The 12,500-nt window shown below is 71.4% G+C and carries 15 protein-coding genes; 8 read left to right on the top strand and 7 right to left on the bottom strand.

What is annotated here, in order from left to right; genetic code table 11:
- Positions 1 to 37: 37 nt before the first annotated feature.
- The 4 genes from ACZ6KO_RS32445 to ACZ6KO_RS32430 all read right to left on the bottom strand — a co-directional run bounded on the left by ACZ6KO_RS32445 (position 38) and on the right by ACZ6KO_RS32430 (position 2,239).
- Positions 38 to 487, bottom strand: a complete 450-nt coding sequence (locus tag ACZ6KO_RS32445; protein ID WP_401444713.1) for an SsgA family sporulation/cell division regulator — start codon at positions 485 to 487, stop codon at positions 38 to 40.
- A gap of 97 nt (positions 488 to 584) precedes the next feature.
- Positions 585 to 1,322: an IclR family transcriptional regulator gene (locus tag ACZ6KO_RS32440; RefSeq protein WP_469307568.1), complete on the bottom strand. Its 738-nt coding sequence runs from the start codon at positions 1,320 to 1,322 to the stop codon at positions 585 to 587.
- A gap of 269 nt (positions 1,323 to 1,591) precedes the next feature.
- The gene (locus ACZ6KO_RS32435) at positions 1,592 to 1,801 is read right to left on the bottom strand and encodes a DUF5326 family protein (protein ID WP_469307567.1); all 210 of its coding nucleotides are present in this window, start codon (positions 1,799 to 1,801) and stop codon (positions 1,592 to 1,594) included.
- A 120-nt stretch (positions 1,802 to 1,921) separates the two neighbouring features.
- Positions 1,922 to 2,239: a cupin domain-containing protein gene (locus ACZ6KO_RS32430; RefSeq protein ID WP_469307545.1), complete on the bottom strand. Its 318-nt coding sequence runs from the start codon at positions 2,237 to 2,239 to the stop codon at positions 1,922 to 1,924.
- A gap of 38 nt (positions 2,240 to 2,277) precedes the next feature.
- On the opposite strand from ACZ6KO_RS32430, the gene ACZ6KO_RS32425 reads away from it, so the two are divergent.
- The 5 genes from ACZ6KO_RS32425 (at position 2,278) to ACZ6KO_RS32405 (ending at position 6,009) form a co-directional block, all read left to right on the top strand.
- On the top strand, positions 2,278 to 2,649 hold the full coding sequence (locus ACZ6KO_RS32425; protein ID WP_401444717.1) for a phage holin family protein: 372 nt from the start codon (positions 2,278 to 2,280) through the stop codon (positions 2,647 to 2,649).
- A gap of 75 nt (positions 2,650 to 2,724) precedes the next feature.
- Positions 2,725 to 3,216 carry a low molecular weight protein-tyrosine-phosphatase gene (locus ACZ6KO_RS32420; RefSeq protein WP_469307544.1) on the top strand — a complete coding sequence of 164 codons (492 nt, stop codon included), beginning with the start codon at positions 2,725 to 2,727 and terminating at the stop codon, positions 3,214 to 3,216.
- Between the two features lie 26 nt (positions 3,217 to 3,242).
- Positions 3,243 to 4,421 (top strand): cystathionine gamma-lyase, encoded by a 1,179-nt coding sequence (locus tag ACZ6KO_RS32415; RefSeq protein ID WP_469307566.1) that lies wholly within the window; start codon positions 3,243 to 3,245, stop codon positions 4,419 to 4,421.
- Positions 4,422 to 4,587: 166 nt separating this feature from the next.
- Positions 4,588 to 5,484 carry a LysR family transcriptional regulator gene (locus tag ACZ6KO_RS32410; protein WP_469307543.1) on the top strand — a complete coding sequence of 299 codons (897 nt, stop codon included), beginning with the start codon at positions 4,588 to 4,590 and terminating at the stop codon, positions 5,482 to 5,484.
- 45 nt (positions 5,485 to 5,529) lie between these two features.
- Entirely contained in the window at positions 5,530 to 6,009 is a 480-nt protein-coding gene (locus tag ACZ6KO_RS32405) for an NUDIX domain-containing protein (protein WP_469307542.1), read from the top strand.
- 38 nt (positions 6,010 to 6,047) lie between these two features.
- On the opposite strand, the gene ACZ6KO_RS32400 is transcribed toward ACZ6KO_RS32405, so the two are convergent.
- Entirely contained in the window at positions 6,048 to 7,349 is a 1,302-nt protein-coding gene (locus tag ACZ6KO_RS32400; RefSeq protein WP_469307565.1) for a globin domain-containing protein, read from the bottom strand.
- Between the two features lie 33 nt (positions 7,350 to 7,382).
- Positions 7,383 to 8,033, bottom strand: coding sequence for an HAD family hydrolase (locus tag ACZ6KO_RS32395; protein WP_469307541.1), 651 nt, complete (start codon positions 8,031 to 8,033; stop codon positions 7,383 to 7,385).
- Between the two features lie 179 nt (positions 8,034 to 8,212).
- On the opposite strand from ACZ6KO_RS32395, the gene ACZ6KO_RS32390 reads away from it, so the two are divergent.
- The 3 genes from ACZ6KO_RS32390 to ACZ6KO_RS32380 are packed head-to-tail and all read left to right on the top strand — an operon-like array spanning position 8,213 to position 10,879.
- Entirely contained in the window at positions 8,213 to 9,145 is a 933-nt protein-coding gene (locus tag ACZ6KO_RS32390; protein ID WP_469307540.1) for a GNAT family N-acetyltransferase, read from the top strand.
- Between the two features lie 18 nt (positions 9,146 to 9,163).
- Entirely contained in the window at positions 9,164 to 9,634 is a 471-nt protein-coding gene (locus ACZ6KO_RS32385) for a GNAT family N-acetyltransferase (RefSeq protein ID WP_469307539.1), read from the top strand.
- A 33-nt stretch (positions 9,635 to 9,667) separates the two neighbouring features.
- Positions 9,668 to 10,879 (top strand): winged helix DNA-binding domain-containing protein, encoded by a 1,212-nt coding sequence (locus ACZ6KO_RS32380; protein ID WP_469307538.1) that lies wholly within the window; start codon positions 9,668 to 9,670, stop codon positions 10,877 to 10,879.
- A gap of 32 nt (positions 10,880 to 10,911) precedes the next feature.
- On the opposite strand, the gene ACZ6KO_RS32375 is transcribed toward ACZ6KO_RS32380, so the two are convergent.
- Complete coding sequence (locus ACZ6KO_RS32375) at positions 10,912 to 12,297, bottom strand: serine hydrolase domain-containing protein (protein WP_469307537.1); 1,386 nt, start codon at positions 12,295 to 12,297, stop codon at positions 10,912 to 10,914.
- Between the last annotated feature and the right edge of the window lie 203 nt (positions 12,298 to 12,500).

The raw sequence follows: 12,500 nt of genomic DNA, 5'->3' as shown, positions 1-12,500 counted from the left end.
GCACAGGCGGTGACGCCGGCCGCGCACACGCGGCGGCTCAGCCCGCGTTCTGCTCGTTCTGCCGCGCCTCGGCCAGGATCTTGCCGAGCGCCTCGTCGAGGTTCTCCTCGAAGTCACCCAGCGTGCGCTCCTGACCGAGCGGAACCAGCCGGTCGGTCCGGTCCAGGAAGGCCACCAGCGGCGCCGCGCCGGCCCGGAACAGCGCCCGGTCGCCACCGACCTGGAGCCGGATGTGGACGTCGGAGAGCTCATCGGGGTCGGTGGGGGCGATGTGCACGTCCCCGTCGCCACAGGGCTTGTTGATCCCGTCGAGGAGGAGCTCCCGGCCGAACGCCCAGGTCACCGGGGCGTCTCCGGGAAGGTGGAAGGTCAGGCGGACCGCGTAGGGATCACCGGCGTCGTACCGGAGCTCCACCGGGATCCGGAACGCGAGCTCCTCGGAAACGAGGAAGCTCATCATGACCTCTGCCTGTACCGACTCGCGCATTTCCTACCCCGCAGTGTTGGAAGTGGCCAGGAATGGTCCCCCAAGGCCCTCTTGACAAGGGTGGTGGAAGCGCTAGCAGATCACAAGGAGTGAGTTTTCAGATACTGATAGAGAAGGAGAGGGTGCTCAACAGCGCGCCTACTTCACTCCGCAGCCGCCCAACCACATAGAGCAATCGGTCTTGTTGGTGCAAGGGGAGCGAAATGGCCATGGTCGCGGCGATGTCACCCGCTGTAATCGGGATGGCGGCGCACACCGTTCCGAGGGCGTACTCCTGACGCTCGATCACCGGCTGCATGAGCCGCATCGAGCCGATGCGCTGCTCCAGCGCGCGCATGTCCCGCACCGTGTACGGGGTGAGCGCGTCGACCGGGTGCCGGTCGTAGTGGTCCCGGCGGGCGTCCTCGTCGAGCTGGCCGAGCAGGCACTGCCCGATGGCGTGCGCGTGGCCCGTGCTGCGGAAGTCGGCCCACTCCTGGCAGGCGGGGTTGTCGGGAGTGTCCGAGACCCCCACGACCTCGATCTCGCCTTCGCGGTAGACCGCGAAGTAGACGGGCGCCCCGACGGTGTCGCGGAAGTGAGCGAGCGAATCGAGGATCATGCTGCGACGTTTCTGCTGCAATCCGCCGCCGGCCAGCCGCTCGGCGGCGTCGCCGAGAACGAAGACTCCGCTCTCGCGCCGCAGATAGCCCTCGTGGGTCAGCGTGCGCAGCAGGTGGTACGCGGTGGGTAGCGGGAGCCCGGCCTCGCGCGCGAGCTGCTTGGCCGGGGCTCCCTCGCTATGGGATCCCACCGCTTCCAGCAGTCTCAGCGCCCTCTGCACCGAACCGATCAGAGTCGGCACACCGGCATTGTGAACCGCTGCCAAAGCTCACCCCCAGGCGTGGCTGCGGGCCTCGCGGGCCCGTCCTGCGGGGGCCGCCCCCGCGCGTCCGCGTCTCCTGGGCGTCGTAACTCGGCAGCTGTCCGCATCACCGCTGGTCAGCGCGGTTTATCGGGGGCTGCGCCCAGGGGCGGCACGGGTCGTCACTCTATCCACCGCATGCCTGGGCCCGAGAGGTTTCCCGGGCCACGTTCCCCCAGGTGGGTTAACCGCTGTACGGACTACCAGTCACTCCCCGAGGACTTGGCGGAGCCCGCGCCGGTGAAGCGCTTCACGACGAAGATCAGGACGGCGACGAGGGCGACGAACAGCAGCGCCTTGAAGACGAAACCGATCAACGCGGTGATGACGCCGCCGAAGACGAAGAGGGCCAGCAGCGGAACGGCCACCCACTTCACCCACCAGGGCATGCCTGCGAATATCTCCCGGATGCCGTTCATGGCCTCAACCTCTTCCTCGTCTGTGACTTCCTGCCTTCGATGCTAGGAGGACGGGGAGAGGAATGGGCCCGCCGAAGCCCTTGGAGTCCCCTGATCCGCCCCCTAGGGGGATCAGCCCTCCGGCGGCGAGAAGACCACCATCACCCTCAGGTCCTCGGTGATGTGGTGGAACTTGTGCGGCACCCCGGCCGGCACGTAGACGACACTGCCGCGCGCCACCATCGTCGTCTCGTCCCCGACGGTGATCGAGGCCCGGCCGCTGACGACGAAGTACACCTCGTCCTGACGGTGCGGGGACTGCGGGTCGCTCTGGCCGGCGTCGAGCGCGTACAGCCCGACCGACATGTTCCGCTCGCGCAGAAACTGCAGGTACGCCCCGTCGTTCGCGGCGCGTTCCGCTTCCAGTTCGTCAAGCCGGAAGGCCTTCATACTCCTCGTGCCCCTTCTTCTCTGCAACGATCGGTCCCATGACCTTCGTAATTAAGACGATCGCCAACGCGGTGGCCCTGGCCGTGGCCTGGTTCCTGATCGACGACATCCAGCTCACCAGCCCCACCAACGGCGGGAAGACGCTCACGCTGTTGCTGGTGGCGGTGGTCTTCGGGCTGGTCAACAGCATCGTCAAGCCGATCGTGAAGCTGCTGTCGCTGCCATTGTTCATCCTCACCCTCGGGCTGTTCACGCTGGTCGTGAACGCCTTGATGCTGCTGCTGACCTCGTGGGTGTCCGGAAAGGTCGGCCTCGACTTCCACGTGGAGGGCTTCTGGACCGCCGTCGTCGGCGCCCTGATCATCTCCATCGTCTCCTGGGCGGCGAACCTGGTCCTCGACAGGGACTGAAGCGGGGTCGACGCGGAAGCGTCCCCGGGCTGAACAGGGCCCGACAGAGCCGAAGAAGGACCGAACAGGAGTCCCATGTACCGCGTGTGCTTCGTCTGTACCGGCAACATCTGCCGCTCGCCGATGGCCGAATCCGTCTTCCGGTCCCAGGTGGCCGAAGCCGGCCTGGACCACCTCGTCGAGGTGGACAGTGCGGGCACCGGCGGCTGGCACGAGGGGGACGGCGCCGACCCGCGCACGGTCTCCGTCCTGGCGGACGCCGGGTACGCGCAGGACCACCGGGCCCGGCAGTTCAGGGCCGACTGGTTCGCCCGCCTGGACCTCGTCATCGCGCTCGACGCCGGGCACCTGCGCGATCTGCGCCGGCTCGCCCCGACCTCCGAGGACGCGGCCAAGGTGCGCCTGCTGCGCTCGTACGACCCGGGCGCGGCCGAAGGGGAGATGGACGTACCGGATCCGTATTACGGCTCCCTGGACGGCTTCGAGGAGTGTCTGGAACTGGTCGAGGCCGCCGGTCCCGGGCTGCTGGCGGCCGTGCGCGCGGCGGTCGCGGAGCGTGCGGCATGAGCACCGATCCCGAGCGCGCGGACGCGATGCGTGCGGACCCGGCACACCCGGACCCGGCGGCGCGATCCCTCGGCGACGGCACCCGGGTGGTGCGCGCCGGGCTGCCCGAGCCCGTCAAGAACGAACCGCCCCTGCCGGGACCGGTCTTCGCCGCGCACTTCCATCTGCCCGGTGACGTCGAGGGCCCGTACACCTACGGCCGCGACACGAACCCCACCTGGACCCTGCTGGAGCGGGCCATCGCCGAACTGGAGGCGCCCGGCGACGCGTCCGCCGAGGCGGTCGTCTTCGCCTCCGGCATGGCGGCGGTCTCCGCCGTCCTGCTCTCCCGGGTGCGGGCCGGGGACACCGTCGTCCTGCCCGACGACGGCTACCAGGCGCTGCCCCTGGTGCGCGAGCAGCTCCAGGCGTACGGGGTGGAGGTCCGCACGGCGGCGACCGCCGGTGACGCCCAGCTCGACGTGCTCGACGGGGCACGGCTGCTGTGGATCGAGACCCCGTCCAACCCCGGGCTCGACGTGTGCGACGTACGGCGGCTGGCCGACGCGGCGCACGCCACCGGCGCCCTGGTCGCCGTCGACAACACCCTGGCCACCCCGCTCGGGCAGCGACCGCTGGAGCTCGGCGCGGACTTCTCCGTCGCCAGCGGGACCAAAGGCCTGACCGGCCACGGCGACGTACTGCTCGGATACGTCGTGTGCCGCGACCCGGAGCTCGCCGCGGGCGTCCGTGCGTGGCGCAAGATCGTCGGCGCCATTCCGGGGCCCATGGAGGCCTGGCTCGCGCACCGCTCGCTGGCCACCCTGAGCCTGCGTACGAACCGGCAGTGGGCCAACGCCTCGGCGGTCGCCGAGGCGCTGACCGCGCGGGCGGAGGTGAGCGGTCTGCGCCACCCGGGGCTGCCGGACGACCCCTCCCACAAGAACGCCGCCCGGCAGATGTGGGGCTACGGGTCGGTGGTCTCCTTCACGCTGCCCGACAAGGCGCACGCGGAACGGTTCATGCGTGCTCTGCGGCTGGTCGAGGACGCCACGAGTTTCGGTGGAGTGCGCTCCACGGCGGAGCGGCGCGGCCGATGGGGCGGGGACGCGGTGCCGGAGGGCTTCATCCGGTTCTCCGCCGGGGTCGAGGACACCGAGGACCTGGTCGCGGATGTGCTCGCCGCCCTGGACATCGCCCTGGCCGGAGCCTCGGCGGGCTCCTGAACAGACGGTCCGAGCCTCCCCCCTAGTGGCTCGGACCGCCCCGGGTTCCATGGGTGAAGAACCACGCGCACAAGGCTAATTGACTCTCTGTCAGAGTCCAATCACGGTAACGACAGGGACCTATCGACATATTTATAGTTGAGCGCCTCACCGGGGAGGGGAGGCCATGGACCTGGCCCTGCTGCGCACCTTCGTCGCGGTGCACCGGGCCGGCTCTTTCACGAGGGCCGCCGCGCTGCTCGGGCTGTCCCAGCCCGCCGTGACCTCCCAGATCCGCTCCCTCGAACGCCAGATCGGGCGCCCGCTGTTCCACCGCCGGGCGCGGGGGGTGACCCCGACCGCCGTCGGCGACGAGCTGGCGCACAAGGCCGCCCCGCACCTCGACGCCCTGCTGCAGATCGCCGAGACCGAGCGGGAGGCGGCCGGGCACTCGCGCACCCTGCACGTGGCGGGACCTCCCGAGTTCCTGTGCCTGCGGGTGCTGCCCGCGCTGGCTCCCCTGGTCGGTCAGGGCCAGACCCTGCGCACCTCGCTGGTCGCCGATGCCGAGGACTGCCTGGAGGGGCTCGCCGCCGGCCACCACGACCTGGTCGTCACCACCGCCCGCCCGCGCGGCGGGCTCTTCACGGCCACCGCCCTGTGCGACGAGGAGCACGTCCTCGTCGCCGCGCCCTACTGGGCGGCGCTCATCGATCCGGGAGTGCTGCGGGGCAAGGGGCCGGCCGCCCTCGACGGCATCCCGGTGGTCGAGGTCCACGAGTCCCTGCCGCTGGTCAGCCGTTACTGGAACGCCGTCTTCGACACCCGGCCCACGGCCGCGGCCACCGTCGTCGTGCCCGACCTGCGGGCCGTGCTGGAGTGCGTCGGGGCGGGTGCCGGGTTCGCCGTCCTGCCCCGGTACCTGTGCCGGGACGCCCTGGCCGACGGGCGGGTGGTCGCCCTGCTGGAGCCGCAGGTGCCGCCGCTGCGGACCTGGTTCCTGGCCGTACGCACCGGAAGCCTCGCCCTCGCGCACCTCGGCCGCGCCCACGACCGGCTGCTGCGGGCGGCCGCGCTCTGGTAGTCGTCGGTGCGTTTCAGAAGCCCGGGACTGGGCCACTCTTTCCCCATGACCGAACGTCCCGTGGTCAAACGCACCGCCCGCGCGATCCTGCTCGACGGTGACGACCTGATCCTGATCAAACGCACCAAGCCCGGCGTCGACCCGTACTGGGTCACCCCCGGCGGGGGAGTGGAGTCCTCGGACGCCACCGTCGTCGACGCCCTCCACCGCGAGGTCCATGAGGAACTCGGCGCGAAGATCGTCGATGTGGTGCCCTGCTTCGTCGACACCGTCGAGCACATCGCCGGTGGCGGAGTGACGGGCGTGAAGGTGCAGCACTTCTTCGTCTGCCGGCTCGAATCGATGGACACCGGCCTCCGGCACGGCCCCGAGGTCGAGCACCCCGAGGGCGAGTACGAGATCGTCCGGGTGCCCTTCAGCCGTGTCGGCATCGCCGCCGTCCACCTGGTCCCACTGTCGCTGCGGCACTATCTCGACGGCAACATCGAAGGTGTCCGCGCGATGCACGCGCCCGACCTGGGCTGAGTCCGCGGGCGCCGGGACTCCGGCGGGCGCGACCGGTCTCAGCCGGCGACGCCCGCCAGCTCCTCCAGCGCGTCGTGCCGGATCCGCCCCTCGGGGATCCCGATCCGCTTCAGGGCGTCCACACCGCTGCGGATCATCCCGGGCGGTCCCGAGATGTACGCGTCGTACGTGTTCCAGGGTCCGTGCTCACCGATGGCCTGCGGCAGCTGGCCGGCCAGACCGTCACCGACCACCGGGCGCACCGACAGCCAAGGGTGCGAGCGCTGCAACCCCAGGAGCGTGTCCTTGTCGTAGAGGCCGCTGTCGCTGCGCGCCCCGAAGAACACCTCCACCGGGCGCCGCTCCCCGTGCTCGGCGACGTCCTCGATCAGCGCCTTGATGGGAGCGATACCGGTGCCCCCGGCCAGGCACAGCATGCCGTTGTCGGTGCTGTGGTCCACCACCATCGACCCGGCGGGCGGGCCCAGCCGCAGGACGTCCCCGGGGCGGGCGTGGCGCACCAGCGCGTTGGAGACCCAGCCCGCCGGGACGGCCTTCACGTGGAAGGACAGCAGCCCGTCGGGGCGCGGCGCCGAGGCGAAGGAGTAGTGCCGCCACACCCGCGGCCACCACGGGGTCTCCAGGCTCGCGTACTGGCCCGCCAGGAAGGCGTACGGCTGGTCGGGGCGGACGGTGAGCACGGCTATGTCCGCGGTCCGCAGCTCGTGGGAGACCACCTCCGCCTGCCACCACGCCGGGGAGCTCAGCTCGTCCTCGGCCGCGGCGTCGATCATGATCTGGGAGATCGAGGTGTACGCCCGCACCCACGCGGCTTCCGTCTCCGGGCCCCAGGTGTGCTCCGCGTACCGGGCCAGCGCCCCGATCAGCGCCTCGCCGACCACCGGGTAGTGCTGGGGGACGGTGCCGTACTTGCGGTGGCCGGTGCCCAGCCGGCGCAGGTAGGGGCCGAGGACCGCGGGGTTGTCGATGTGCTCGGCGGCCATCAGCAACGCCTTGAGCAGCCGGTCGCGCTGCATGTCCATCGCGGCCGGGAAGAGCGAACGCACCTCCGGGTGCCGGGTGAAGACCAGGGCATAGAAATAGGAGGTGACTTTGTCTGCAATGGGGCCGATTTCGGCAAGGGTCCGGCGGATGAGCACGGCATCCGGGGAAGGTGGTGCGGCCGACTTGCCCGCGGGGGATATCCGGGCCACCTTCCGTCTCGCCGAACTGGTGGGCGGAGCGTCCATGCGGTGCCTCGCTTCGAGCATCTCGGTCGGGGTCTCACACGCCACGGCCTTGAATCCGTGGTTCCGGAGCTTCGCAGCATGCCAGCCTCGGGGAGAGGCATGCCGGGGAATGCGGAAATTCCGCGTTTCGAACCCACTTTCCCCTTAAGATGTCTCAACTCCCGGGCGTGACGCCCCGACGAGCTGGTATGCCTCCCGCAGATCGCGCCCCTCATAGACGTGCGTGGCGCGGGTCGCCAGATGCGGGCGGGCATTGACCGCCACCGACACCGGGACCACGTCGAACAGCACCGCGTCGGTCATCGAGTCCCCATAGGCGACACAGTCGGACCGGCTCACCCCGAACCGCTCGCACAGTCGGTCGGCCACCGTGACCTTGCCTTCCGGGGTCAGGATGCCCGTCACGTCCACGGGCCGGGTGAAGGGCACCTCGGGGAAGACCGAACCGTGCGCGGCGTGCGCGCCCCACTCCAGCAGCAGCTCCACGAAGAACGACGGCGACAGCGAGATCACGGCGCAGTACTCCCCGCGCTCGCGGATCTCCCGCCACACCTCGCGGATCCCCGCCACCCACGGGGCACCGTCGAAGGCCGCCCGGACATGGGCCCGGGTCAGGCCCGTCCACATCGCGTGCAGACCCACCGCGAACTCCGGCGGCCCGATCTCCCGTGCGCTGAACGCCCGCTCCAGTTCGGCGATCTCGGCGCTCAGACCGAGCTGCCGGGAAATCTCCACCGGCGCCGCAGAGCCGTACATCAGCGTGCCGTCGAGATCGAAGAGGTGGAGGCGGGTCATGAGAGTCGAGGCTAGCCGGTCTGTTTCACGTGAAACAGCGTGTTCCACAGGAAAGGACGGCCGGTTTCACGTGAAACAGTGGCTGGTTTCACGTGAAACATCTTCGTCTGGCGCCGTGAAGTGCGCCTTTGTCTCCTATTCCTCTGGACGCGCCCGTGCCGATGATCCACTCTGGGCGCGTGACACCACCACAGCTCACCGACCTGCTGATCCGCCCATTGACCGTGGGCGACCTCACGCGCTGCGCCGACCTCTCCGCGGACCGCGGCTGGCCCCGCGAGGAACACAAGTGGGGACTGCTGCTCGCGGCCGGTACCGGGTACGGCATCGACGCCCCCGACGGGACGGGCCTTGCTGCCGCCTGTGTCGTCACCCGCTACGGCATGAGCGCGGAGAAGCCTGATCTCGCAGCCATCGGCATGGTCCTGGTCGCCGACCGCTACGCCCGCCAGGGCTTGGGCCGCCGCCTGATGACCCATGTCTGCGACGGAGTCCTCCAGGGCGTCCCGCTCACCCTGCACGCCACGCCCTTCGGCCGCCCGCTCTACGAGGAGCTCGGCTTCGAGACCGTCGGACGCGCCGAGATGCTCTCGGGTGCGTTCCGGCCCGACCCGGCCGGGGAGCCGGGCTCCGCCGTCCGGGTCCGGCGGGCCGGCGCGGAGGACCTCTCGCGGATCCTGCGGCTGGACGCCGAGGTGTTCGGCGCCGACCGCACCCACATGATCACGCGGCTGCCCGCCTTCGCCGACCGCATCCTCGTCGCCGAGAGCACCTCAGACGCCGGGAGTACGGGGAGCACCGGGAGCGGCGAGCACCACGAGGACGAGCTCATCGGATACGCGGCCGCCTGGCCCAACCTGACGACCCATGTCGTCGGCCCCCTGGTCGCCCGGGACACCGCGACCGCCCAGGCCCTGGTCACCGCTCTCGCCGCGGGCACCGACCGCCCGTTGCGCACCGACATCGACGTGCGCCACGAGGAGCTCATCGCCTGGCTCAAGGCCCGCGGTCTGGCGTCGGTCGCCTTCAACGACGTGATGATCCGCTCCCTGCCGGACCTGCCCGGCGACTGGAGCCGCCGCTGGGCCCCGCTGACCGTGGCCGCGGGCTGAGGAGAGGACACCATCCCCGTGAACGACACCACCGTGGCCGACGGCCTGGAGATCCGGCCCGCCACCGAGGCCGACCTCCCCGCCATCGTGGCGATGCTCGCCGACGACCCCCTGGGTGCCACCCGGGAGTCGCCGGAGGACCTCACCCCGTACCGCGCCGCCTTGAAGCGGATCACCGAGGATCCCCACCAGCGCCTGGTCGTCGCCGTCCGCGCCGGCCGTGTCGTGGGCACCCTCCAGCTCACCCTCGTCCCCGGCCTGTCCCGCAAGGGCGCCACCCGTTCCATCGTCGAGGGCGTCCGGGTCCACGCCGACGAGCGCGGCAGCGGGCTGGGCACCGTGTTCATGGAGTGGGCGATCGCCACCTCCCGGGCGGAGGGCTGCCAACTGGTCCAGCTGACCTCCGACGTCACCCGCACCGACGCTCACCGCTTCTACGAGCGGCTCGGCTTCGTCGCCTCCCATGTCGGGTTCAAACTCGCGCTCTGAGCCCCTGGCACCGCGACGTCCTACGATCCGGGGATGAGCAGCAGCCGTCCCCGGATCACCACCGCCGAGCGCCGCGACCGGCTCGGCGTGCGTCACCGGCTCGCCCCCTCGGCCCGCGCCACCACCGTGGCCGAGGCGGCCGACGCCGTGGTCGCCCTGCACGCCACCGACGCCGCCACCGTCTTCCTCTCGGTCCGGGCCCGGCTGGCCGGCACCGGCACCGGCGATGGCACCGGCACGGGCGATGGCACGGGGGTCGAGGCCGTCGAGAAGGCCTTCTACGAGGACGTGGCCGTCGTCCGGATGCTGAGCATGCGCAACACCCTGTTCGCCGTCTCCACCGCGCTGGCGCCCTGCGTGGCCTCCTCCACCGCCCGCGCCATCGCCGCCAAGGAGCGCCGCACCCTCCTCGCCCACCTGCGCGAGGACGGACAGGGACTCGACGCGGCGTGGCTCGCCGAAGCGGAAGCGGCCACGCTCGCCGCTCTCGACGCCCGCGGTCCCTCCACCGGCGCCCAGATCTCCGCCGCCGTCCCGGCCCTGCGTCAGAAGATCACCGTCTCTCCCGGCAAGAAGTACGAGACCACCCAGGGCGTGGCCACGCGGGTGATCCGGCTGCTCGCCGCCGACGGCCTCATCCGCCGCGACCGTCCCCGGGGTTCCTGGATCTCCAGCCAGTTCCGCTGGACCCACAGCCAGCCCTGGCCGGCGCTGCCCGCCCCCGAGGCCCGCGCGGCACTCGCCCTGCACTGGCTCCGGGCGTACGGACCGGCCATCGAGGCCGACCTGAAGTGGTGGACCGGCTGGACCCTCACCGAGACCCGCAAGGCGCTGGCCGCCATCGGCTCAGAGGAGGTCCGGCTCGACGACGGCAGCCTCGCCCTGGTCGCTCCCGGCGACACCGCTCCCGTGCCCGCCCCCGAGCCCTGGGCCGCGCTCCTGCCCGCGCTGGACCCCAGCGGTATGGGCTGGGCCGACCGCGGCTTCCACCTCGACCCCGCCCACCGGGCGGCGCTCTTCGACTACGCGGGCAACATCGGCCCCACCGTGTGGTGGAACGGCCGGATCATCGGAGGCTGGGCCCAGCGCCCCGACGGCGAGATCGTCTGGCGCCTGCTGGACGATGCCGGCGCCGAAGCCGAGCGGGCCGTCACCGCCGAGGCCGCCCGCCTGTCCCGGTGGATCGGCGACGCCCGCGTCACCCCACGCTTCCGCACCCCCCTGGAACGCGAACTCACGGCCTGAGCGGTCGCGTCCGGATCACACCGGGCCCTCCGTCAGCCGATGCCGCGCCAGCCCTGCGGGTCCACGCCGCCGGGCACGGGGGCGTCGGCGTCGTAGGGCAGCCGCGTGAAGACGAACGAACCCAGATCCAGGTGACTGACCGCACCGTCGGCCCGCCGCACCGCCCGCAGCGTCTCGCCGGCGTAGTAGCCCGACAACCCCGTCCAGGTGCCGTCGGAAGCCGCGCGGAACCGGGCTGCCCGGCCCGTCGCACCCACCGGGCTCAGCTCCAGCACCCCGTCCGCCGTCAGCCGCAGCGCGAACGGCGAGGTCCCCCAGTACCAGGGGCCCACCACGTCCAGTTCCACCGGATCCGCCTCGCGGAACGGCCGCCACGGCTCCGGGATCCGCGGCTCCGCCTCGGCCACGATCCCCACCAGATCCACCGCCAGCCCCGATGCCGCCAGCCCCGACGTGCAGTTGGCCAGCACCACGGCCGCCACGTCGTCCGCCTCGCTCAGCCACAGACCCGCCACGAACCCCGGCAGGGAGCCGCTGTGCCCGGCCAGCCGCCGGCCGCCCGCGTCCAGCAGCTGCATGCCCAGCCCATACCCCCATTCGGCGATCCCGGGCTCCGGCGGGGAGGCCGCCGTACGCATCTCCCGCACCGACTCCGCGCTCAGCACCCGCTCGTCCCCACGGGCCAGGAACGTCGCGAACCGCGCCAAGTCACGTGTGGTGGACCACAGCTGTCCGGCGGGAGCCATCAGCCCCAGGTCCTCCAGCGGCTCCGGCATCATCACGTCCGCCCACGGATGCACCGCCCAGCCGCCCGCGTGCGGCTGACTCGGCTGCGCCGTGGTGCGCTCCAGTCCCAGCGGCTCGAGCACCTCGGCCCTCAGCACCTCCTCCCACGGCTTGCCCCGGACCGCCTCCACCAGCGAACCCAGCAGGGTGTAGCCGGGGTTGGAGTAGTGGTGCCGACGGCCCGGGGCATGCCGGAACGGCTCGCTCCCCAGCACCTCGCCGAGCTCGGGCCGCAGCTCACCGGGGGTGCGCTCCCACCACTCACCGGGCGTCTCGGCCGCCAGCCCGCCGGTGTGCGCGAGCAGCTGAGCGATGGTCACCTCACCGGCCGCCGTGCCCGGCAGGTGCTTCTCCAGCGGATCACCGAGATCCAGCAGCCCCTCGTCCCGCAGCCGCAGGACCAGCACCGCCGTGAACGTCTTGCTGATCGACCCGATCCGGTACTGCACGTTCCCGTCCGGCCCGTGGCCCGCCACGGAGGTACGCGAGCCTTCCCAGACGATCTCCCCGCCGCGCGCCACGGCGGCGACGACGGACGGCGCCCGCCCTTCGGACTGCGCAACGGCGATGCGGTGCAGCAGCGCCCGCCGGGTGGAGGAAAACAGAACGAGCTCTTCAGGCAAGTCAGTCATGCCCGCAGACTCTCACGCCCTGCGGCCCCAGCCCTGATCCGCCGGCTGACGCGATGTGGAAAGCCCCGAACCCGCCCTCGCGGCCTCGGATCTGCACGTGGTGATGTGCTGTGCGTTGTACACCTTTACCTGTACGCGGTGCTGAGCTGCACTGTTGATGGGGAGTCGAACCCCGCGTTGCTCTTCACGCGCCAGGAGTGGGC

Source organism: Streptomyces sp. NPDC042102 (assembly GCF_055582305.1).
Note: the sequence above shows the minus strand (reverse complement) of the source record. Positions and strands in the feature narration are given on the sequence as shown.

Excerpts from the sequence above, each read along its gene's own strand:
- ACZ6KO_RS32445 (WP_401444713.1), bottom strand. The coding sequence starts at position 487 with ATGCGCGAGTCGGTACAGGCAGAGGTCATGATGAGCTTCCTCGTTTCC.
- ACZ6KO_RS32430 (WP_469307545.1), bottom strand. The coding sequence starts at position 2,239 with ATGAAGGCCTTCCGGCTTGACGAACTGGAAGCGGAACGCGCCGCGAAC.
- ACZ6KO_RS32425 (WP_401444717.1), top strand. The coding sequence starts at position 2,278 with ATGACCTTCGTAATTAAGACGATCGCCAACGCGGTGGCCCTGGCCGTG.
- ACZ6KO_RS32420 (WP_469307544.1), top strand. The coding sequence starts at position 2,725 with ATGTACCGCGTGTGCTTCGTCTGTACCGGCAACATCTGCCGCTCGCCG.
- ACZ6KO_RS32415 (WP_469307566.1), top strand. The coding sequence starts at position 3,243 with ATGCGTGCGGACCCGGCACACCCGGACCCGGCGGCGCGATCCCTCGGC.
- ACZ6KO_RS32410 (WP_469307543.1), top strand. The coding sequence starts at position 4,588 with ATGGACCTGGCCCTGCTGCGCACCTTCGTCGCGGTGCACCGGGCCGGC.
- ACZ6KO_RS32405 (WP_469307542.1), top strand. The coding sequence starts at position 5,530 with ATGACCGAACGTCCCGTGGTCAAACGCACCGCCCGCGCGATCCTGCTC.
- ACZ6KO_RS32395 (WP_469307541.1), bottom strand. The coding sequence starts at position 8,033 with ATGACCCGCCTCCACCTCTTCGATCTCGACGGCACGCTGATGTACGGC.
- ACZ6KO_RS32380 (WP_469307538.1), top strand. The coding sequence starts at position 9,668 with ATGAGCAGCAGCCGTCCCCGGATCACCACCGCCGAGCGCCGCGACCGG.
- ACZ6KO_RS32375 (WP_469307537.1), bottom strand. The coding sequence starts at position 12,297 with ATGACTGACTTGCCTGAAGAGCTCGTTCTGTTTTCCTCCACCCGGCGG.